Below are 22,355 nucleotides of genomic sequence, written 5' to 3'. Positions count from 1 at the left end.
GAAAAAAGGGGGAATTTATTTTGTTACGTCGTTTATCTATTTGTACAGTACTAACAGCTTTTATATTTACTTTATTTACATTTAACGGCTCTGCTTTCGCGGCTACGAATACTACTGAAAATGAAACAGTAGTAGCGGCTTGTGCAAAGGGAGGTACGGTAGGTGTATATGGTGCAAAGATGCGCAGTGGTTATACTGTCAATTCACCTGTCTTACATACATTTAATGATGGTACGAAAATTACTGGAACATGGGTAACTGGTGAATATGTTCAAGGTCATTACAGTAATTCTAAACAGTGGTTAAAAGTTACATATAAAGGGATGACAGGTTATGTATCCCATACAACACTATATAACGTTTGCTCATAAAACTATGTACCATAATAGCTTTGGATATATTGAGCTAATCTCTTCTAGAGATTAGTTCTTTTTTATCTCTTAGTTTTTAATGGGGCATTTTTTGAAAAAGACCAACGATTCATTAAATCGATGGTCTTACGTTTATATAGTATTCATTTGTATATATATTAAATTTTTCATTGTTTTTTGCTTATTTTAGACTTAGTTTGTTTGTGATTGCAGCTTATCAATTTTCCAGTATGTTTGTAGAGGGTCTAAAGAGCTTTCAATATAAAACATATATTCATCTGCGGTACGTGGTACTTCAAAAGCTATTTTCAATTCTAACGTTTCATTTGGTTTAACTTGTATATCAGAAGGGTTTTGATCAAGCACCTTTCCTTTATAGATCTTTCCGTCTTTTTCATCTTTTAAGTTATATTTTAATTCTGATAATCCAATCGTTTGACCTCGTACATTTTTTACAGAGACATTAACAATGACGGAATCGTTGCTAGCATTTAAATATGCACTTTGAACAGCGGTTAAGTAATAGCCTCCCTTAACACTCTCACCAACTAATAAAATACCTTGTTCCAAGCGGCTTATCTCTTCTTTTTCTTCAAAATTTATTAATTCTTCATTTTCATTTTTTGCGGTTGGTTCTTCTATTGGACCATTTTCAACGGCACTATCTGTTTTATCTTGTGTGCAAGCAGCCGTAATACTGACTAATACTAGAATGAAAGTAAGTAATATAGATAATTTTCTCATAAAATTTATCTGTCTCCTTAAGTTTCTCAATTTTGTGCAACTATACATATAAGATTAACATAATGTCTCATTATTGGCTCAAAATAGGGGATCTTTTAGACATCTTATTCTTTTTACTTTTCATATACATTCGATTGGTTCTCGCGATATTTGTTAATCTTTAAAAACATTGGCTTAGTAATACCGAGGGTTATTATAGATATATTAATCATATAATTTGTCCATATCAAAATGAACGTTTTTTGCATCTAATATATTGTAAATATATTTTATTTTGGAAGGATCTGATTATATGGCTCATAAATCTACTGGAGTGTTTCGAGTTCCAGTTTCTGAAAATGGGATTATTCCAACTGCTCTCAACATTATGTTAAACAATGATTCACGCTGCCATACTAGTAATGTAACGGTAACTGTTAAGAGAAGTCGAAACACCTTTTTCCCAACTCAAAATGAATTAGTTGAAATCTCTCGTACTTTTGTTTCTTTAGAACCAAACAGAACAACTAAGATTGTGTTGTTTACTCCAGAGTTTCAAGTAGAAGATTTCCTTGATGTCATCATTAGTGGAAATAAAGAGGATGTTAAGGATGTTCTTGTATATTCTTTCTTAGCAGATTCAGTAGGTCACAATCTGCCATCTACTGTTTTCAGAAATGCAGAATACACTTTTGCTTGCTGACACCGTGATGATGTATTCTTTACTGTCGTATATCTGAATTGAAATGTTACAAGTAGCACTTCACGGCATACAATCTATCGGTGAAAGATCGTTCGGCAGAGGAGTGGTAGTTGGTGAAAGAAGTTTAGGATATCCAGATACACATGCGCTTAGGGTACCTTTACGGAAATTTCGAGTAGTTTGAAATAGAAATTAGAAGATCCCTTCTACCTTAAGATGGAGGGATTTTCTTAATATTATTTTTTGATATATATTGCTAAGTATGTTCCCATAATTCATTCTATTGTATTGAGAATAATGTCATCTACATCAAAAAAACGGCTTATAAAAGGAGCTAGTATTTGAGGTGGGTTTATTAACGAATTTTATATATAGCATGAATGAAAATGAGATAAATAAAACAATATTCCCTATTATGTTTTTAAAAATTAATTGAGCAGGTCCTTGTAAAAATAAAGAAAAGACACCTAAAGGTGCCTTCTGCCGGCTTAAATTATTTTAATATTATCGATCTAAGTTTAAAAGCTATAGAGATTTTTTTGTAGGATTTGTAAGTAGTTTTTATGAAATTATGAGTGTTTTTTATTTTGTAATTCAATAAGTTCATCTGGTATCACTTTTGTATAATATTCTTTTTCTGTTAGTTCAAATATAAATAATGCTTTTTTCCAGTTATAAATAACATCTTCTACATTATGTTGTTTCATTTTTAATAAACACTGACCTTTTAAATAGAATAGTTCACCTAGTAGGTATAAAGTATGTAGATTAATTGCTAATTTGATGCCCTTATCAATGTACTTTATTGCCTCTTCATATTGATATGTGAAGTCGAAACATTTTGCTAAATTTAACATGAGTTTTAATTTAATTTCTTTATCTCTAGGAAAATCTAATTTATTAAAATTAGTTAAACATCTTTTGAATATATTAATACTTTTTTCATATTCTTTATTTTCTGCATAAAATATAGCCATTGTTTGCATAATATCTATTTCTCTTTCTGATAAAAAATCAGAATTAGTTAAAGTCAGTTTTAATGCATTATTTAAAAAATCTAAAGCAGTTTTTATTGATTTATCCACCATAAATACAGCAATTGCTTCATGCCATATTAGGAATTGTTTCTCATCTTTTGTTTGAAAATTATTTAAGTTTTTCTCTTTTTTTACTATTTCATAAAGTTCTTTATATTGTTTTTGCTTTAAGCAATCTTTTATTACGTATTTTACATTTTCTACATATTTTAATCTTTTGTTTTGAGTTAGTGCAAATATGTTATTCGGATCAATACCAAGTCTTTCTGATAATTGATATAACAATATACTAGATGGATAAATCATACCTTTTTCAATCTTGCTAATTTGACTTTGTGAACATATTCCATGACATAATTCGGATTGTGATATATTTTTTTTGATTCTAAGTTCTTTAATGGTAATACCCAAATCGTTAAATTCCATTTTGCCACCTACTATTTAGCACTTTATTAATATAAGAACATTCTCTAACCTTAATGTAATGTAAAGTTAATATAGTTGCAATTATTGTTTTAAAGGGCTTATCGTTTCTATAAGATGGTGAGATTTTTTATGTACAAAAAAGACACCAAAAGGTGCCTTTCGCCGACTTGAACCACGTTCATTTAATATAAACCTATCTGTATTTTCACATGCTTCTCTAATCCCTCTATTTTCCATTTGATAAAATAAAATCCTAATATTACCAATAATTAAATAAATATTTCTACATATTCAAGATATTTACATAAATTACAAAAGTGATACATTTAAGTTGTAATCTATAAAAACTATTAAAGGGGGATTTATTATGTTCAAGAAATTAGTAGTAGGAGCGTTAGCAACAGGTATTGCATTAACAGGAGGAATTGGTGCAGCTTCAGCTGATACACAAAAAGCTGTGAGCTCTCCGAAGCAAGCAACATGCTCAATTCCTTATGAGTATTCTAATGGTAAATTCAAAAGAACTCTTTATTACTCAAATGGAGTATATGCTAATAGTTTTAATGAAAATGTTTGTGGCGGGACGATTACGTGGTATTTAAAACATGTTCAAAATGGAGTTGCTTTTTACGAAGGTAATTTAAAATAGTAGATTTTTTGAACCTCATTTATTGAGGTTCTTTTATTTTTAGTTTTTAAACTGATTCTCTATAAAAAAGACACCCTAAGGTGCCTTCTTGCGATTTGCTCCATTGTAATATGGTATTGGATGCCAGTCCAATTATTATTTTACCATGTTAAATAGTTTCGGTTATTGAGAAAAAAGACAACTCATTATTTGAATGCAAAAAGTCCTAGGGGGACTAGGACTTTTTGCTAGAATGAATATGATTTAAAAAAGGACTTGTATAACGTAACATATGAATGTTTCGTAAATGTATCAAAAAAGTGAACAAAAGCGTTAATTTAAATAAAAAAAGCTCCGCGATAAAAGCTGCGGAGCTTCATAAGGTCGAGTTATGTCGTACTCACAAGGGATTCTAACATGAATGTTGTGGTGAAAATACTGGTAAATTTATCCCGTAAAACCCCCACTGATTAGAGTTTCACTTCATTCAAAGGAATTCATGTTTTATAAATTAGATTATGAGAGTTGATATTCTCCATATTGACCAGAAAAGAACTAAAAATTCTAGTGAAATTCCAAGTGTTCGTTTCCTAGTTTTTTGAAATTCTTTTATTAAATAGCCAACAGCACTAATTGCTATAAGAATGAAAAGAATAAGTTCGAGTGTAACTGGCATTTTATCTACCCCTAATACATTAATTTATTATATAAAGATTATAAGATATTTTTGTGGCTAGTAGTGAAAAATTTAATAAAACTATCTCTAAATAGTTATTTTAAAAAGAAGAGAAACTAGCAAAAATTAGATACTTTTGTATAAGAAAGGAATAGATTAATAATTTAATATAAAAAATACAAGATATGCAATATTGCATATCTTGTATTTCATATTACATTGAACCCAATTATGCCTTGAATAGAGAGGGTTTAAAAGAAATATAATAATCTAAATTGTTTACCAATTAATATAGTAAATTATAGATAAATAAAGAAATTTATGTTAATGTACTTATGGTAATATACTGTTAAAAAAAGGAAGAGGTGAAAAGTTTATATGTTTAAAAAAGGCGTATCATTGCTATTAATTTTCATTTTATCTATTTCTACATTTAGTATAGTAACTCACGCTGCTAGTAGTTCAGAATATGTGAATCAATCATTCTATGGGTATAAGGAGCCATCTTTTAATTCAGTTAAAACAAATGGCGGATCAGAGTATGGTGCTCAAAATGTAGGAGTCGTGGAAAAAAGAGATAATGGTTGGTGGAAGATTGAAACATGGGAAGGTCCAGTTTGGATTAACTTAAATGGGGAAGAACGTGTCATGGGAGATTTCTATGCATATGATGAACCTTCTTTCTCATCAAAGGTTGCGAATGCTGGAGCGAAGTACGGGCGACAAACATTTAGAATAGTAGATGGAACAACAGATGGTTGGCTAAAATTTAAGACGTGGGAAGGCGACAAGTGGATGAATCCTACGGCTGAACAAATTACTGTCAACAAAACAATCTATGCGTATAATGAACCTTCATTTAATGCACAGAAAGCAAATTATGAAGCACCATTTAACCCGCAAAATTGGGGAGTAGTAGAAAAAAAAGAAAATGGCTGGATGAAAGTAAGTACTTATGAAGGTTATAAGTGGATCAATCCAGATGGAGAAGAAAGGTTCATAAACAAATCATTCTATGCGTATAACGAAGCTTCATTTAATGCAGCTAAAGCAAACGCTGGAGCATTATATAGTCCACAAAATTTTAGAGTTGTGGATGGAACACCTAGTGGATGGTTGAAGGTTAAAACATGGGAAGGCGAGAAATGGCTGAATCTAGATGGAGAAGAAAGATTCATAAACAAATCATTCTATGCGTATAACGAGCCTTCATTTAGCTCAGGCAAAGCAAACGCTGGAGCATTATATAGTCCGCAGAATTTTAGAGTTGTAGATGGGACAACTAGTGGGTGGTTGAAGATTAAAACATGGGAAGGCGACAAGTGGATGAATTTAAATGCGGAAGATACAGGCGTAGAATTCTACGTGGAAGCTACTGCATATAGTGTAGAAGGTAGTCCACCAAATGAAAGGATTACGGCGTCTGGAATAGACATAGGAAAAAATCCTAACATCAAGTTAATTGCAGTAGATCCTAAAGTTATTAAACTAGGAACGAAAGTTTGGGTTGAAGGATACGGTGATGCAATTGCTGGAGATACAGGTGGGGCTATTAAAGGCAATAAAATTGATGTTCTGTTTCCTACAGAAAAGCAAGCACGTGAATGGGGACGTAAAAAAGTGAGAATTAAAATAATGAAATAGGATATATCTATTCTTTGCTTCGAAAATTATATATTAGACAAAATAAAAGGGAGGATATTTTTATGTTTAAGAAAAGTATAGGAATCTTATTGTTTTTTATTCTATCTATCTCGACATTCAGTATGGTAACTCACGCTGCTAATAGTTCAGAATACGTGAATCAATCATTCTATGGGTATAAAGAACCATCTTTTAATTCAGCTAAAACAAATGGCGGATCAGAGTATGGTGCTCAAAATGTAGGAGTCATGGAAAAAAGAGATAATGGCTGGTGGAAGATTGAAACATGGGAAGGTCCAGTTTGGATTAACTTGAATGGGGAAGAACGTGTCATGGGAGATTTCTATGCATATGATGAACCTTCTCTCTCATCAAAGGTTGCGAATGCTGGAGCGAAGTACGGGCGACAAACATTTAGAATAGTAGATGGAACAACAGATGGTTGGCTTAAATTTAAGACGTGGGAAGGCGAAAAATGGATGAATCCTGCGGCTGAACAAATTACCGTCAACAAAACGATTTATGCATATAATGAGCCTTCATTTAATGCAAAGAAAGCAAATTATGGAGCACCATTTAACCCACAAAATTGGGGAGTAGTAGAAAAAAAAGAAAATGGCTGGATGAAGGTAAGTACTTATGAAGGTTATAAGTGGATCAATCCAGATGGAGAAGAAAGATTCATAAACAAAGCATTCTATGCGTATAACGAAGCTTCATTTAATGCAGGAAAAGCAAACGCTGGAGCATTATATAATCCGCAGAATTTTAGAGTTGTGGATGGGACACCTAATGGATGGTTAAAGGTTAAAACATGGGAAGGCGAGAAATGGCTGAATCTAGATGGAGAAGAAAGGTTCATAGAAAAAGCATTCTATGCGTATAACGAGCCTTCATTTAGTTCAGGCAAAGCAAACGCTGGAGCATTATATAGTCCGCAGAATTTTAGAGTAATAGATGGGACAACTAGTGGATGGTTGAAGATTAAAACATGGGAAGGCGACAAGTGGATGAACCTAAACCAAACAGATTCTGGTTCTTCTGGAGTAATTGATTTAGCTTTAAAACAACTTGGAAAGCCGTATGTTGAAGCTGGGACAGGACCAAATGGATTTGATTGTAGTGGCTTTATTTATTACGTATTTAAAAATAATGGATATAACATTGTGAGAACAAGTGTTGCAGGATACTGGGGAATGGTTACAAAAATAAGTGATCCTCAACCAGGAGATTTAGTATTCTTACAGAATACATATAAAGCGGGTCCTTCTCATTTAGGAATATATTTAGGGAATGGTGAATATATTCATGCTGCTGATGAAACAACAGGTGTAATTAAAAGTAAGATAAATAGTTCATACACACAAAAGCACTTCTTGGGGTATGCTAGATTTTCAAAATAATTAAATTGGATTCAATAAAAAGACAGTTATCTATGGATAGCTGTCTTTTTATTATTTGTGTTGACTTGACTACTTATATATATTCACAAGCAAAACAACATAATATTAATACGGAAAAATATATTAATATGAATTTTTGCATATTTTAAAATTCAATATATCCCTTGAAAACTTTTAATTGTATAATATATTTTGTCATATTTTTAGATTTTTCGACATAAACCAACAAAAATAGAGAACGTATTGGGAGAAGACATTATGTACACAAAACTATTAAAATCAATTACATCATTATCACTGATTGGTGGTGCGTTGTTATATACAAATGGCAGCGATGTAAAAGCTGCTGAAGTGGGTGTTTTTTCTGATGTGCCGACATCACATTGGTCATATCCTGCAATTAAAGATTTAGCGAGTAAGAATATTATTTCCGGTTATGGAAATGGGATATTTGGTTTTGGAGATGTTGCGACAAGGGAGCAAGTTGCGGCTTTAATTTATCGAGTGTTAGTACCGAATAAACAAGGCGGTTCGTTTAGTAATGATGGAACTCGTTACGTATTAAAGGATGGATCTACGTTTAAAAATCCTTACGGTGATATTAATCAAAGTTCTACAATGTTCCCAGAAGAGGTATTAACTTTAACGAATTTAGGAGTTTTTAAAGGTGATGAAAATGGCCAATTTAGACCGAAAGCTTCTGTGAGTCGTGCGGAAATGGCACAAATTCTTACAAATGCTTTCCATCTTGCGGCAAAACAAAAACATACCTTTAAGGATGTTCCAAATCCATTTTGGGCAGAAAATGCAATTAGTGCGGTGCAGTCAAATGGAATCGCAGATGGCACAGGGAACGGGAATTTTGAACCGTATGGCACAGTAACACGTGAACAGTATGCGCAGTTTTTATATAAAACTTTGAAATATAAAAATGCCGATGTGAAAGACACAGGAGATGCGGCATTATTAACAGCTTTTAAAGAGGAAGTACAAAAGCGTATTAATACATACGAGACAAATATTACACTTCCATATAAAACGAAAAATAATAATACAGAAGAAGTGATGAATACACTTTTTAACGCATATAAAGAAGTTGCAAGTAAAAATGAGTATACAAATAATAATAGATCGAATGTTTCATATGGACTTTCTGGATCACCTGGAAATTATACGTTTACGCTTAAGATTACATATCGTGAAACGAAAGAACAGACGGAATATGTCATGAAACAAGCGAAAGCAATCGTTTCTTCTATTACTCAAGTTGGAATGGATGATCACGAAAAAGTGAAGGCGATTCATGATTACGTAGTAAAGCATGTTTCTTATGATACGTCTTATAAAGCTTACACAGCATATGAAGCACTTGTAAATCGTTCTGCGGTTTGCCAAGGTTACGCACTATTAACTTATCAATTATTAAAAGAAGCAGGAATTGAAAATCATTTTGTGACAGGAACTGGGGACGGACAACCTCATGCTTGGAATTTAGTGAAAATCGAAAACAAATGGTATCACCTTGATACAACATTCGATGATCCGGTTCCAGATGAGCAGGGCCGCGTCACGTATTCGTATTTCAATTTATCAGATGAACAAATCGCAAGAAATCATGAGTGGAACCGCGGAGACTACCCGCAAGCTACAACGAATTATTATAGTACACTGACAAACAAAATTGCGGCAGGTAGTACAAAAACGCCTGCATATCAACAAATATTAAAAGATACAAAGTTAAACTATTTAGGAAATGAATATATCGCAAATAACTATACCGAATTAAAAAATAAAATGCAGCAACGCTATAGTGCAAAACCAGAGAAAATTGAAGTGCTATACAAGCAATCAATGAATGGTGCACTGCAAGATGTGAAGAAGGCAATTGGCGAAATCGATTATCCGCAAGGGGCAAATCGAGTTTCTTATAAAGCGGAGCCTTACAATGCGAAAGAAGGGTATTCTTTAGTAACAATTACGTTTACGTATTAAGAATGAGAAAAAGCATCTGTTTCAGATGCTTTTTTTTTTATTGTATTAATTCGACAAAATATGACAGGGGAACGCGAATTGGTCTGTTATGATAATTTTTGAAATTTTACATTTTGGAGGATTAATCATGAACAAAAAGAAGATTTTCGGTGCGTTAATAGGAATTGTAGCCTTATTTGTAATTATTAATGTAGTTGTTATGAAAGAGAAAACGACATCAACTAGTGAAAAAATGTACTCTGAGAAAGAATATAATAAATTAGTAGATGAACATTTTGAAGAAACGCAAAAGTTGAAAAGTGATATGAGTGTGTTAGAAACTGAAAAAAAATCTCTTGATGAGCAAGTGAAGAAGTTAAAAGATGAGTTAGCGAAAAAAGAGCAACAAGTAGCGCAGCAGCCGGTTCAACAAGAACAACCAAAGCAGGAACCACAACAACCAGCACCAGCGCAACAGCCGGAAAAGAAAGAAGAGCCAAAACCAGAACAACCTACTGGAGCATTCGAAAATCCAATGAAAAGCATAAACAAAACAGAGGCAATGAATAAAGTAAAAGAAAAGGCGAAGAAAGACTTCCAAGATGATTATATGACACAAAACTTTGTTGCGGAGGAACAATCAAAAGCATTTGATTTCTTAAACAGTATTGAAATTAAATCACAAGAAGAATTAAATGTAATGAAGAATGCATTGAAAGATTTTTCTAACGACTTTATGACCGCGAAGTTTGTTTATGAAGAGCAAATGAAGGCGAAGAATAAGCAAGGGTAAAACAAAAACGCTATCTTTTAAAAAGGTAGCGTTTTTGTTTTGGGTTATAAAGTTATTCCTACATTTGACATATACAGTCTAACTATATATAGTTAAACTATACAGTCTAACTATATATAGTTAAACTATACAGTCTAACTATATATTTATCGTTACATTGGAGGTCTTTATGAATAGAGATAAAAATTTACCATTAACGGAAACAACGTATTACGTTCTTTTAGCTTTATTAGAGCCAGCTCATGGATATTTAATTATGCAAAAGGTGGAGGAACTGAGTAATCATCAAGTGAAAATCGCAGCGGGTACATTGTATGGTGCGGTTGAAAATTTATTAAAACAAGGGTTAATTGAATCGGTAAAAAGTGAAGATAAACGAAGAAAAGTGTATGTCATTACGGAACGCGGGAAAGAAGTATTGCATTTAGATTTTATGAGAATGCAGCATATTATTGCGGTTACAAAGAGTTTATTACGCGTATAGTTAGGGGGAAACGATGATGTGGAGATTGAAATTCTTTTTAGATTTTGAGAAAGAGGAAAAATGGTTAGAAGAGATGGCTTGGAAAGGCTATCAACTGAAAAGCACTACATTTGGTTATACATTTAGATATACAGAGCCGGAAGATGCGACGATTAGAATAGACCATAGAGTATTTAGTAGAAAAAGTGAATTTATTAATTACTGCACGTTATTTGAAGATAGTGGTTGGGAGCATATAGCCGGTAATCGTTGGTCAGGTACGTACTATTTTAAAAAGGTAAATGAAGAAAGTGAAGATGACATTTTTTCAGATCCAATGTCACGAGCAGGGAAGTATAAGCGTCTATCTAAAACATTTTTAGAATTAGCGATCTGTTATTTGCCGATATTATTTTTATTTGTGTATAGTAATACAATGAATTTAGGAGCCTTTGTAAATCCGAAAGAACTATACTTGACGCCAGGATTATGGGATAAGCAAGGTGCATCATTTCTATGGTCATTCTTATTTGAAACGCCATTTGCATTAATGAGAGGACTTTTTTTGACATTTATCCCCGTTGCGACATGTATGTTTTTCGTTTGCTCGTATAAAGCAAATCGATTGTATGAAGAGAGAAGATAATAGGATGGATCCCCTGAAAGCTTAAACTCTTGGGATAGATGGGCATCTAATTAGCTAGGGTCTATAATGACACCTTTCAAAAGAATCAGCTTTATAGAGCGTACCCATAGTTTATAGTCTACTATATACCTTTTTATGAATATGTATAATTACATGAAATTTCAGTGGAAAAGAGAGTATACTTTCGTATTGTGTAATAAAGATAAAGCCCGCCTACGGAAATAGGCGGGCTTTTTTTACTTATAAAGAAAAGACAACCTTTAAGGTGTCTTCCTTCGATTTGAAACATTTTACTAGGTTAAGTTTTTGTGATAATAAACTTTTTTAATTGGAATGAACCTACGCAGTACATCACTTTATTCTTAAGCATCATTCTCAACAAAAGTGAAGATTTTCATTATCTTTTTAACTACAAAGGGTAATAATTTAGAAGCTAAAAATGCAAGTACGAAAGCAATTCCCCATGTTTTCATCCATGATTTGAGAAATAAAGCTGTATATCCAACATTCATTGAAACCATGACGAAAGAGATAATACTAGATATGCCTAAAATCATAAAGATATTAAAAATTAATGGTTCAAATTTTTTATTGATTTTCAACATTAACACCTATTTTCTATATATGCTTTGCTGCCCGATTTCACCAATATCTAATCTTACAGTTTGAAATCTAGGTTGTCCAGTTTGTTTTACTTTGGTGCAATAGCGATATTGTTTGGAATAAAGTTTCACTTTATTATTTAAGAGCGAATAAATGAAAAATAAAATATCTAATAATATAGATAGAAATCCGCTTTTATACCTTTCAATAAAAGAATAATAGCATTATATATTATAAGGAATACTTGTCCTTAATTGTAAATGAAAGGGGGGAATTGGTATGAGTTATGGCTATGGTCACCCTCCAAAAAAATGCTTTGAACATCATAATGAAACTTTATCAACGGGTGTATTACGTAGACATTCCGCTACGTTATTTCTTACTGTTGAAGCTATGAATGTTGATCCAGATGATACTCGTAGAGTAACAGTTGAAATGTTTGATTGGTCATCGGGTTCTCCGGTATTGTTACCATTAATAGACCCTTCAACACAAACATTGCCACCTAATCGATATGTTACTTTTCGTTCAGCAGCTCTTCCTCCAGCACTCTTTGCTTATGAAGTAAGAATCATTCGTCCGAAAGATAGAGATGTTGTTACGAATGTTTTTGGTCTTAGTGCAATCGTATTTAACCCACAAGAAGGAAATAATGTTTTACAACATGATTTAGCAAAATTAGACCTTAAATAGATTTTATAAAGTTCTATTTATTGAGCATGATTAAACAAAAGAGTAGGGTGTAATCCTACTCTTTTTTTAACGTTAACTAGAATTTTAAAAGAAATCCTTCATCATTTTAGCATCTTTAATATTTACTATCACACCTTCTACCTTATCTTTCTTCTCATCTTTAGCAATTGTAATTTGTTCCTTATTATCAACCCAAACAAGAAATTCTTCTTTTGCGTCATCTTTATATGTAATGGTAATAGTAGAATGTGCAGATTCTCTCTTTTTTGGATCTAAAGTGATAGTTTTAGGTGTTCCATTTTGAATTGCTGGAACGATAGATTTTATCATTTCTTCATTATCTGTTTGAGATTTGGAAGTAGTATGATTTGTTGTTTTTAGTATTTCAATGTCTGAAATATTTGCGGAGTTTAATTGAAAGGTATATTGTGTATGTTCTTGCTTAACTTGTGAAGCTTTATCTGTAGCCGAGGTGCTTGTACAACCTATTAAAGTGAAAGATAGAGCGGTTAGTGCGCATATAGATATGATTTTTTTCATAGTATCCCTCCTTAAGATCAATTGTAACAATATTCTGTTAATTTAGGTAGTTATTGTAAGGGGAAGATGTTTTAAAGTGGTAAATGACGTTGTTCATTTTCTATTAAAATCAAAATTCACATAACTTTTTTCATATTTTATGTTTAACATTTCGAAAATAGGTGTACTACATATAATATAACAAATAATTCATTTTAAAGGAGGAAGTTAAAGATGGAAACGAAGTATAGTAAACCTTTTGTATATGAATTTATTACGGAGAAAGAGGTCATGAATGCGGCGAATGATCTAGTGAAGAAAGGAATAGAACAAAAAGATATTTACGTGTTAACACATGAGAAAGAGAGGACAGATAGAATCGCAGATAATGCAGACGTGAACACGATTGGAATAAAAGAGGAAGGACTTGGGACAAGCATTATTAATGTCTTTCAAAAAACGGGAGATCAGTTAAGAAATAAAATGCAGGAGTTAGGGCTTAATGAGGAAGAAGCAAACTTCTACGAAGAAAAGCTAGATGAAGGGAAGATCTTGTTATTCGTTAAAGATTTAGAAAGAGTCGGTGAATGGTTACACGAAAGAAGATGCATGTATTCTATTTAAATTTGTATCCTGTAAATCTATAAATCTATTACGAAAAGGAGATGGGAAATATGAGTGAGAGCGGACTAAAAGAACAAATTACGGGTAAAGTGGAAAAGACAAAGGGACAAGTAAAAGAAGGAATTGGTGAAGTTACAGAAGATAGAAAGTTGAAAAATGAAGGGAAGTGGGACAAGACGAAGGGAACGATAAAAGAAAAAGTCGGAAAAGTGAAACAAAAGATAAGTGATGGGTTGGATAATAAAGAATAATACATGTTTATCAAGCTTTGGTTACATACCAAAGCTTGATAAATCCAATATAAAACGAATATAGGAGGTTTAATTGTGGGACTTATTATTACGTGTATTGTAGGTGGACTTATTGGTGCGTTAGCTGGAATGATTACGGGAAAAGACTTTCCTTTAGGTATAGTTGGTAATGTGATTGCCGGATTAATTGGATCTTGGGTAGGTAGTGCGTTATTTGGTCATTGGGGTCCTGAATGGGGAGGCATTTTCGTTCTTCCAGCGTTATTAGGTGCAATCGTCTTTATTTTAATCGTTACATTCTTCTCTAGAATGCTACGGAAAGCGTAAGTATGATAATGAATAGTAATCTTAAGTTTATTATATATAGCTATAAAATTAATGAACTGATAAATATACATAAAAAAGCATCCAATTAAACTAATTTGGATGCTTTTTTATGTATTTTACATAGGAATGAGTGGAGGATAAAGAACCCCCCACTCATTAACATTACACTTTCTATTATGTATTAAGCCATCGTTACCTTTTTACAATTATTTATTCTTACGACTTGCCTTGGTTCTATATGAGATAAGTCCTCGCTATTACTTATATCAACTACAATTGTATTCGTTAGTATGTTAATAATGGAACCAACTAATTTTGTAGCATGATCGTGTCGATAAGAAAATTGAACAAAATCTCCCTTTTTAAAGTTGTGCTCTTCCATAGATAGATCCCCCTAAAAATAATGTTTATACATTATACATACACAAAATTATAAGTTTTAAACATTTATTAGTACGATTTAAGTGTTAAGCCGAGAAAGGTGTAGAAAATTTATTTATAATGAAAATAAAAAAATATGTTTAAAACTAATTTTTATGGGTAATTAAATAGTAAAAGTTCGAGATAAGGGGGCGGAAATGATGAATTTGGCAATAAATATTTTGCAAAATGATGTAGGTTATACGGTACAACTTAATGGTGAGATTGATGCGTATACGGCATCAGATTTAAAAAATAAGGTAATGCCTATTACAAGCGAAAAAGAGGTTCATATTGTAGTAGATTTTCATAACGTAGATTATATGGATAGTACAGGCTTAGGTGTTTTTATAGCGCTATTAAAAGCGGTTAAGAAAAATGATGGAAAACTAGAGTTTATTGGTGTATCTAAAAGGTTAAAAAGATTATTTGATATTACAGGGTTAACAGAAATATTAAATTTGAATTCCGATTTTGAAAAAGTAGAAAGAAGGTGACTAGGGATGATGGAGAGATTTGAAAAGATAGAAATGAAAATTCCTGCAAAGGCAGAATATGTGGCTATTATTCGTTTAACAATGGCTGGTGTTGCGAATCGAATGGGCTTTGCTTATGACGATATAGAAGATATGAAAATTGCTATTAGTGAAGCATGTACAAATATTGTACAACATGCATATAAAGAAGACGTTGGAGAAATTGCAATTGTCTTTGGACTATATGAAAATCGATTAGAAATTATGGTTGCGGATAATGGGGTTAGCTTTGATTTTAATAACTTAAAAAGGAAAGTTGGTCCGTATGATATTAGTAAACCAGTAGAACATTTGCCGGAAAATGGTTTAGGTTTATATTTAATTAATACGTTAATGGATGATATACAAATCATGCATGATGAGGGCATGACAGTTTTAATGACAAAATATATACAAAGAGAGCAGGTGGAGAATGATGGAAATCCAATCTCAACCTACGAATCTTACTAAAGAAGACGTTATTAAACTAATTGCAGACTTCCAACAAAACCAATGTGATGAAGCGCAGGAAAGGTTAGTTGAGCATTATAAAAATCTTGTCTATTCCATTGCATATCGCTATTCAAAAGGCGGACCGATGCATGAGGATATTATACAAGTAGGCATGTTAGGGCTCTTAGGCGCAATAAGAAGGTATGATTATTCGATAGGGAATGCCTTTGAGCCTTTTGCAATACCTACAATAGTAGGCGAAATAAAGAAGTATTTACGTGATAAAACTTGGGGCATTCACGTTCCAAGGCGAATTAAAGATTTGGGCGGGAAAATTAAGCTTGCGATAGAGGAGCTAACAGATCACCTACAACGTTCACCGAGGATAATAGAAATCGCAAATCATTTAGGACTATCGGAAGAGGAAGTTCTAGAGATTATGGATGCGAAAAATAATTATCGAGTATCTTCCTTAGATGATGTAGTTGAAAATTCATCTGATGGAAGTTCGGTAGCGAGAATTGAATCTGTAGGTGAAGTAGAGCAAGGATATGAAGAGACAGAAAGGCGTCTCGTTTTAAAGGATATTTTTAACGTATTAAATGATACGGAAAAGAGTGTTATTCATTATATATTTGGAGAAAATTTAAATCAAAAAGATACAGGGGAACGGTTAGGTATTTCACAAATGCACGTTTCTCGTATTAAAAGACAAGCGATAAGTAAATTGAAGCAAGCCGCATTTTTAGATACATAAAAAATTTAAAATCATTATGTTTAAAACATGAGAAAAGGGGTACTTATTAAGTATAGGAGGAGATATGAAAATGTCACACGATGTGAAAGAACTAATCGAAGGATTGAATGAAGATTTAGCAGGAGAATACGCAGCAATTATTATGTATAACCATAATGCAGCTACAGTTTCTGGTATATATAGACAAGTGTTAAAGCCTTTCTTTGAATCTGAAATTAGTGATGAACAAGGACATGCCCTATATTTAGCGGAGAAAATTAAGACGTTAGGTGGTACACCTACTACAATCCCTTTACCAGTGAAACAAGTAGAAGATGTTAGAGAAATGTTAGAGTCCGCTAGACAATCAGAATATGAGACAATTAAGCGTTATGAAACGAGAAAAGAACAGGCAGCGAAATTAAATATGACAGAGTTAGTTGTAAAGTTAGAAGATATGATTGCAGATGAAACAAATCATATGGAAGAATTAGATCGTCTTTTAAAAGACAAAGCAATGGTATTAAATTAATAGTGGAAATTTATAGAATGAAAGAACAAACTCTCATTTCTGGGGGTTTGTTCTTTTGCTGTATAAAAATTATGTTAGAGTAGGAAATTTTCATTTTGTAACTGAGTATGCAATACTAGAAAAATAGAAAATGATAATAGATTTACATTTTAAATAAGAAAAGGGGAAATAACTTGTGTCCATTTTAATTGTCGATGATAATCCGGTTAACATCTTTGTAATTGAAAAAATTTTAAAACAAGCCGGATATCAGGATCTTGTATCGCTGAATTCTGCACAAGAGCTTTTCGAATACATTCAATTTGGAGAAGATTCTTCCAGGTATAATGAAATTGATTTAATACTGTTAGATATTATGATGCCTGAAATTGATGGACTTGAAGTTTGTAGGCGATTACAAAAAGAGGAGAAGTTTAAAGATATTCCTATTATTTTTGTTACAGCTTTAGAGGATGCCAATAAATTGGCCGAAGCTCTTGATATGGGGGCAATGGATTATATTACGAAACCTATAAATAAAGTTGAACTATTAGCACGTATGCGTGTAGCGTTACGCTTGAAATCGGAATTAAATTGGCATAAAGAACAAGAAGAAAATCTTCGGAATGAACTAGATTTAGCTACGCAAGTACAAAGAAACTTATTAAGTAGCCCATTAAGAGAAGATTATATAAAAATTGAAGCAAGTTACTTACCTTCATTTAAATTAGCTGGAGATATGTATTATTGGTATAAAATCGATGAAAACCGCTACGGTATTATATTATTAGACGTGATGGGACATGGTATATCTGCTTCATTAGTTTGTATGTTTATTTCGTCTGTATTACGTGAAACGATTAAATCTTTAATCGATCCAGAACTTGTCATTAAAGACTTAAATAAATATATGACTCTTTTACATAATGAGAATGACGATATTCCATATTATTTTACAGCGATATATTTAGTAGTAGATACAGAAAAGAGAACGATTGAATATGTAAATGCAGGGCATCCTTCTGGATACGTTTTAGTTGATGAAACAAATATGGTTGAACTAAATCGCGGGAGTTGTGCGGTAGGATTTTTTGATGAAATAAAAGTTAAAAAGACAGTTATACCTTTTGAAAAGAACGCTCAAATCGTATTGTTTACAGATGGTGTTCTTGAAGCAATTGCAAATGATGAATTTGAGGCTGAAGAGAAATTACGTACTTTTACAGAAAGAAAATGGGGAGATTTAGAAGGCGAGATAGAAGGGTTTTACAAGGAAGAACAAAAGAAAGCGCAATCAGATGATATGTGTCTCATTATGATACAAACGAATGCGAAATAAAAAGCGTATGAAATCCAAACAGAGGATTTCATACGCTTTTTATCCCGCATTAACGGGCAGTAAGACTCCTACCAAAAAATTAGTCTGAAGCAAAGAAGGTAGGTGGGAGATCAACTGCCCGTAAATGCCCGATTGGTGAGGGCTGATAATCAGTGGGGGATACCCCCACTGATTAAAGTTTCACTTTATTGTATTTTTTGATAAATTTGTTCGCTAGGATTAAATTGCGTATAATGCGGCATTATATTTGAAAAACGAAGAGTTTCTTTATTCCCTAAACATAGAAAACCATTGTGACCTAAGCTTTCATAAAATAGTTGCTGCACTTGATTTTGAAGTTTACTTGTAAAGTAAATTAAAACGTTACGACAAAGTATAATATGAAATTCGTTAAAAGATTGATCGGTTACTAAATTATGCTGTGCAAAAATAATGTTTTGTAAAAGTGATGGATTAAAATAAGCAAAACGATTATCTGTTGAATAATAGTTAGAAAATGCTTGTGTACCGCCAGCTTGTAAATAGTTTTTCGTATAAGTTTGCATTTTATTTAACGGAAGGATAGCTTGTTTTGCTTTTTCTAACACATTTGTATTCATATCTGTTGCGTAAATAACCGACTTTTCACTTAATCCTTCTTCGTGAAGTAAGATGGACATCGATAATACTTCTTCACCAGTTGCGCATCCAGCATGCCAAATTCTAATTTCAGGTTGCTTTTTTAATTCAGGAATAACATGCTCTCTAAGCGCTTTAAAAAAGGCAGGGTTACGGAACATCTCAGTTACATTAATCGAGAAATCATTTAATAACTGTTCTAAAACCCCTTCCTCGTGAATTACTTTTTCAATTAATTTTGAAATGGTAGGGATATTAGAGAGCTGCATTCTATTACAAATTCTTCTATAAATAGATGTGCGAGCATATTGGCGAAAATCAAATCCTGATAGTTTAAATACTGCTTCTAATAGTAATTCAATTTCTAAATTCGTGCGCTCATCCGTATCTACTGATGGATCAAAATTATAATACTTATTTTCCACTCCAACTAAACCTCACTTATTTTATTAACCATACACTCATTACCGAATAGAGTTGATGTAGATTTAATGGTTTACTTATATAATCCGAAGCGCCAGCAGATAAACATTTTTCCTTATCATTTGGCATTGCTTTAGCAGTTAATGCGATAATAGGTATTTCATTTAACCCTAAGTTCATTCGGATATTTTCCATCGTTTCATAACCGTCCATATTAGGCATCATAATATCCATTAAAATAAGGTCAATATTTGTATTACTTTTTAGTATTTCTAAACACTCTAAGCCGTTTTGGGCAGTAATAATGTTGGCATTTTGTTTTTTTAATGCGTTTTGTAACGCAAATATATTTCGATGATCATCATCGACAATTAAAATTGTTTTCTCTTGGAAGACGTTATTTGTTTCGGTAGTAACAATAGTTTCTTCAACAACTTCAGCAGGAATAACATCTTCTATCGTTGCTGCGACTTCTAAATTGGATAACTGTATATCTGGTAATCCATTTGGAAGGTTAGGAATATATACCGTGAAAGTACTACCTTCTCCTACATTACTCTCTAACGTAATCCAACCACCTAACAATCTAGCATACTCTTTACAAATAGATAAACCTAATCCTGTACCACCATACTTCCGAATCGTTGCGCCATCTGCCTGTTGAAAGGCTTCGAAAATAAGTTGATGCTGTTCTTTAGCGATACCAATACCAGTATCTTTTACTGAAATTGTAATCCAATCTTTACTTATAGACTGCATATCATGACTTAAATTACTTGTTTCTATCGAATCGAAATGTAAAGAAACGGATCCTTTTTCTGTAAATTTAAATGCATTGGATAATAAGTTTTTAATAATTTGCTCAATCCGTTTTGCATCTGTATAAAACAGATCAGGAATCGTATCACTGTCTTCAATAGTAAATTCGACATTTTTTTGTGCAGCTATATGTAAAAAGTTTTGATGCATATTGGCTGCCATGTCACTTATGTTCGTTGCTTCAAAAATGATGTCTAGTTTGCCTGCTTCTACTTTAGATAAATCTAGTATGTCATTAATTAAAGTAAGTAAGTCTTTCCCTGATGAATGAATGACAGTTGCTAATTCAATCTCATCGTCGGATAAATTGTTATCATGATTTTCTCTTAACATTTCAGATAATAGTAAAATACTATTCAACGGTGTGCGTAATTCATGTGACATATTTGCTAGAAATTCAGATTTGTATTTTGAGCTGCGTAACAACTCACTTGCTTTTTCTTCTAATTCTGATTTAGTAATTTGTAAGTCAGCTGTCTTCTGCTCAGCCTCTTCAGTTCTAGATTCTAATTGTTCATTCGTTGTTCGTAATTCCTCTGCTTGCATTTGTAGTTCTTCCGCTTGCGTTTGCAATTCTTCTGATTGAACTTGCAACTCTTCTGTCATTGCTTGTGATTCATGTAAAAGAGTTTGAATTCGCATACGTCCCATAATACTATGGATTGTTAAACCTAGATTATCAACGGTTTGTTGAATTAAATCTTGATGTAAATCTGAAATCTCAGTGACACTTACTAACTCCATTACTGCGATTACTTCATCCTCAAATAAGATAGGGATGATTAATAGATTTTTAGGACGTATTTCTAATACTCCGCTAGTGACATAACGAAACTCTTCGGGTATATCCCTGAGAATAAAACTTTTCTTTTCTAAGGCAGACTGTCCAATGAAACCTTCACCCATTTGAATGGATTGTTTTCCAATATCAGCACCTTGATCGGCGAAAGAAGCTTTCTTCACATAATAGACAGTGTCTTCAATTTCTTCACGTACATAAAATGCACCGCAAGAAGTTTGCGTTTTTTGTATCACTCCACTAAGAATTTTGTTACCTAACATCTCAATAGAAGATACACCTTGATACATTAAAATTAATTCTGCAAGCTCCGTTTGTAACCACTCTCTTTTCGATATTTCGTCTAGTAGGTGATTCGTTGTATGAGCAAGATCTTTTATTTCATCACGTGTGTTTACATGAATTCTTTCCGTGATTTTTTCTTTAGAAGAAATGGATTTAATAGCTTGAATTACATTTTTAATCGTTTTTGTAATGGAATTCGAAATATAGAGTGAAATGATAATAGAAATACAAGAAAGTAAGAACAATAAACTGTATAACCAAATCTCTAATTTATTATTTTCAGTATCTAATTGTGCTGCTCTTTTTTTCGTTAATTGCTCCTCAGTGCTACGGAAGTTAGTTACCTGTGACTGTAATGACTGAATTTGAGTCGTGTCGATTGTTTGTACATTATTACTATTATGATTTGTAATGAGTGGGTGAATCTCTTTATTGATCCAACTAGTAATGTTTTCGTTAATCTGTTTTAATTTTTCTTGCTGAGATGGGTTATCCTCTAATAATGAGAAAAGATTTTGATAATGCTTTTCGTAATCCTTTTCCGCAGAATTAAGAGATTGTACGTAATTTGGATTATTAGAAATGATAAACCCTTTCGCTTTATTTTCAATTGTTAGTAAATCTTTCTCCACTTGATTTGTTAAATTGAGAACTTTAAAATCGTGATCAATAATAAAATTACGAGATTTTTGTAAATTAGAAATCTCATTGTTCAACATAATGAAAGAAACAAGTAAGAACAAAATGATAACTAAATAACCAGCCATAATTTTGTAGCGAATACTAAATTTTGCTTTCGAGTTCATTAAAAATTCCTACCTTCAAGGTTATTAAAACTTTTCTATTTTAAAGAATGAAAAACGTAATATATATTATATCAGTTTTCATAAGGCTAAACTAGAAATCCCCCTATTGTATTAGGGGGTTCTTTTTTAA

At 32.3% G+C, this 22,355-nt stretch carries 25 protein-coding genes and 1 pseudogene; 19 read left to right on the top strand and 7 right to left on the bottom strand.

What is annotated here, in order from left to right:
• The first annotated feature begins 20 nt into the window (after positions 1-20).
• Positions 21-371 carry an SH3 domain-containing protein gene (locus tag MKY38_RS16995; protein ID WP_065223407.1) on the top strand — a complete coding sequence of 117 codons (351 nt, stop codon included), beginning with the start codon at positions 21-23 and terminating at the stop codon, positions 369-371.
• Between the two features lie 192 nt (positions 372-563).
• Here the strand turns inward: MKY38_RS16995 and MKY38_RS16990 are convergent, their stop codons facing one another.
• On the bottom strand, positions 564-1,115 hold the full coding sequence (locus MKY38_RS16990) for a DUF4352 domain-containing protein (RefSeq protein ID WP_065223406.1): 552 nt from the start codon (positions 1,113-1,115) through the stop codon (positions 564-566).
• A 292-nt stretch (positions 1,116-1,407) separates the two neighbouring features.
• Between MKY38_RS16990 and MKY38_RS16985 the strand changes: the two genes are divergently transcribed.
• Complete coding sequence (locus tag MKY38_RS16985; RefSeq protein WP_000940662.1) at positions 1,408-1,797, top strand: hypothetical protein; 390 nt, start codon at positions 1,408-1,410, stop codon at positions 1,795-1,797.
• A 40-nt stretch (positions 1,798-1,837) separates the two neighbouring features.
• Positions 1,838-1,924: pseudogene (locus MKY38_RS29335) on the top strand (dihydroxyacetone kinase, ATP-dependent); the annotation flags it as partial.
• A gap of 442 nt (positions 1,925-2,366) precedes the next feature.
• On the opposite strand, the gene MKY38_RS16975 reads toward MKY38_RS29335, so the two are convergent.
• Positions 2,367-3,260, bottom strand: coding sequence for a helix-turn-helix domain-containing protein (locus tag MKY38_RS16975; RefSeq protein ID WP_078439229.1), 894 nt, complete (start codon positions 3,258-3,260; stop codon positions 2,367-2,369).
• Positions 3,261-3,627: 367 nt separating this feature from the next.
• Between MKY38_RS16975 and MKY38_RS16970 the strand changes: the two genes are divergently transcribed.
• The 7 genes from MKY38_RS16970 (at position 3,628) to MKY38_RS16940 (ending at position 11,484) form a co-directional block, all read left to right on the top strand.
• Positions 3,628-3,909, top strand: coding sequence for an LCI fold-containing protein (locus MKY38_RS16970; protein ID WP_000473814.1), 282 nt, complete (start codon positions 3,628-3,630; stop codon positions 3,907-3,909).
• 1,033 nt (positions 3,910-4,942) lie between these two features.
• A complete protein-coding gene (locus tag MKY38_RS16965; protein WP_061113028.1) occupies positions 4,943-6,208 on the top strand; it encodes a 3D domain-containing protein in 1,266 nt (421 codons plus the stop codon).
• A 62-nt stretch (positions 6,209-6,270) separates the two neighbouring features.
• Positions 6,271-7,611, top strand: a complete 1,341-nt coding sequence (locus MKY38_RS16960; protein WP_065223404.1) for a C40 family peptidase — start codon at positions 6,271-6,273, stop codon at positions 7,609-7,611.
• 258 nt (positions 7,612-7,869) lie between these two features.
• Entirely contained in the window at positions 7,870-9,603 is a 1,734-nt protein-coding gene (locus MKY38_RS16955; protein WP_017673389.1) for an S-layer homology domain-containing protein, read from the top strand.
• A gap of 127 nt (positions 9,604-9,730) precedes the next feature.
• The gene (locus MKY38_RS16950; protein WP_001035208.1) at positions 9,731-10,375 is read left to right on the top strand and encodes a hypothetical protein; all 645 of its coding nucleotides are present in this window, start codon (positions 9,731-9,733) and stop codon (positions 10,373-10,375) included.
• A gap of 169 nt (positions 10,376-10,544) precedes the next feature.
• A complete protein-coding gene (locus MKY38_RS16945; protein ID WP_017673390.1) occupies positions 10,545-10,859 on the top strand; it encodes a PadR family transcriptional regulator in 315 nt (104 codons plus the stop codon).
• Between the two features lie 13 nt (positions 10,860-10,872).
• The gene (locus MKY38_RS16940) at positions 10,873-11,484 is read left to right on the top strand and encodes a DUF2812 domain-containing protein (RefSeq protein WP_025710240.1); all 612 of its coding nucleotides are present in this window, start codon (positions 10,873-10,875) and stop codon (positions 11,482-11,484) included.
• Between the two features lie 362 nt (positions 11,485-11,846).
• On the opposite strand, the gene MKY38_RS16935 is transcribed toward MKY38_RS16940, so the two are convergent.
• Positions 11,847-12,086: a DUF2798 domain-containing protein gene (locus MKY38_RS16935; RefSeq protein ID WP_000700224.1), complete on the bottom strand. Its 240-nt coding sequence runs from the start codon at positions 12,084-12,086 to the stop codon at positions 11,847-11,849.
• Between the two features lie 280 nt (positions 12,087-12,366).
• Here MKY38_RS16935 and MKY38_RS16930 point away from each other — a divergent pair, with 280 nt between their 5' ends.
• Positions 12,367-12,780, top strand: a complete 414-nt coding sequence (locus MKY38_RS16930; RefSeq protein ID WP_000120217.1) for a hypothetical protein — start codon at positions 12,367-12,369, stop codon at positions 12,778-12,780.
• A gap of 84 nt (positions 12,781-12,864) precedes the next feature.
• Here MKY38_RS16930 and MKY38_RS16925 read toward each other — a convergent pair whose 3' ends face one another.
• Positions 12,865-13,320: a hypothetical protein gene (locus tag MKY38_RS16925; protein WP_341049197.1), complete on the bottom strand. Its 456-nt coding sequence runs from the start codon at positions 13,318-13,320 to the stop codon at positions 12,865-12,867.
• A gap of 213 nt (positions 13,321-13,533) precedes the next feature.
• On the opposite strand from MKY38_RS16925, the gene MKY38_RS16920 reads away from it, so the two are divergent.
• The 3 genes from MKY38_RS16920 to MKY38_RS16910 all read left to right on the top strand — a co-directional run bounded on the left by MKY38_RS16920 (position 13,534) and on the right by MKY38_RS16910 (position 14,501).
• Positions 13,534-13,923 (top strand): general stress protein, encoded by a 390-nt coding sequence (locus MKY38_RS16920; RefSeq protein ID WP_016125605.1) that lies wholly within the window; start codon positions 13,534-13,536, stop codon positions 13,921-13,923.
• A gap of 50 nt (positions 13,924-13,973) precedes the next feature.
• A complete protein-coding gene (locus MKY38_RS16915) occupies positions 13,974-14,174 on the top strand; it encodes a CsbD family protein (RefSeq protein ID WP_000004269.1) in 201 nt (66 codons plus the stop codon).
• 75 nt (positions 14,175-14,249) lie between these two features.
• Complete coding sequence (locus MKY38_RS16910; protein WP_000522903.1) at positions 14,250-14,501, top strand: GlsB/YeaQ/YmgE family stress response membrane protein; 252 nt, start codon at positions 14,250-14,252, stop codon at positions 14,499-14,501.
• A gap of 181 nt (positions 14,502-14,682) precedes the next feature.
• On the opposite strand, the gene MKY38_RS16905 is transcribed toward MKY38_RS16910, so the two are convergent.
• Positions 14,683-14,883 (bottom strand): hypothetical protein, encoded by a 201-nt coding sequence (locus MKY38_RS16905; RefSeq protein WP_000391011.1) that lies wholly within the window; start codon positions 14,881-14,883, stop codon positions 14,683-14,685.
• A 196-nt stretch (positions 14,884-15,079) separates the two neighbouring features.
• Here MKY38_RS16905 and rsbV point away from each other — a divergent pair, with 196 nt between their 5' ends.
• The 5 genes from rsbV (at position 15,080) to MKY38_RS16880 (ending at position 18,475) form a co-directional block, all read left to right on the top strand.
• Positions 15,080-15,418, top strand: coding sequence for an anti sigma b factor antagonist RsbV (rsbV, locus tag MKY38_RS16900; RefSeq protein ID WP_048656404.1), 339 nt, complete (start codon positions 15,080-15,082; stop codon positions 15,416-15,418).
• Positions 15,419-15,424: 6 nt separating this feature from the next.
• A complete protein-coding gene (gene rsbW, locus MKY38_RS16895; protein WP_000970576.1) occupies positions 15,425-15,907 on the top strand; it encodes an anti-sigma B factor RsbW in 483 nt (160 codons plus the stop codon).
• Positions 15,870-16,646: an RNA polymerase sigma factor SigB gene (gene sigB / locus MKY38_RS16890; RefSeq protein WP_002164611.1), complete on the top strand. Its 777-nt coding sequence runs from the start codon at positions 15,870-15,872 to the stop codon at positions 16,644-16,646. The genes rsbW and sigB overlap by 38 nt, the downstream gene beginning before the upstream one ends.
• A gap of 70 nt (positions 16,647-16,716) precedes the next feature.
• A complete protein-coding gene (locus MKY38_RS16885; protein WP_070179799.1) occupies positions 16,717-17,157 on the top strand; it encodes a ferritin-like domain-containing protein in 441 nt (146 codons plus the stop codon).
• 175 nt (positions 17,158-17,332) lie between these two features.
• The gene (locus MKY38_RS16880; protein WP_000025538.1) at positions 17,333-18,475 is read left to right on the top strand and encodes a fused response regulator/phosphatase; all 1,143 of its coding nucleotides are present in this window, start codon (positions 17,333-17,335) and stop codon (positions 18,473-18,475) included.
• Between the two features lie 185 nt (positions 18,476-18,660).
• Here MKY38_RS16880 and MKY38_RS16875 read toward each other — a convergent pair whose 3' ends face one another.
• Entirely contained in the window at positions 18,661-19,518 is an 858-nt protein-coding gene (locus tag MKY38_RS16875) for a CheR family methyltransferase (protein WP_000429042.1), read from the bottom strand.
• A 16-nt stretch (positions 19,519-19,534) separates the two neighbouring features.
• Positions 19,535-22,225 (bottom strand): ATP-binding protein, encoded by a 2,691-nt coding sequence (locus MKY38_RS16870; protein WP_341049192.1) that lies wholly within the window; start codon positions 22,223-22,225, stop codon positions 19,535-19,537.
• Between the last annotated feature and the right edge of the window lie 130 nt (positions 22,226-22,355).

This window comes from Bacillus sp. FSL R5-0585, assembly GCF_038004545.1.
Taxonomy (GTDB): Bacteria; Bacillota; Bacilli; order Bacillales; family Bacillaceae_G; genus Bacillus_A; species Bacillus_A cereus.
Note: the sequence above shows the minus strand (reverse complement) of the source record. Positions and strands in the feature narration are given on the sequence as shown.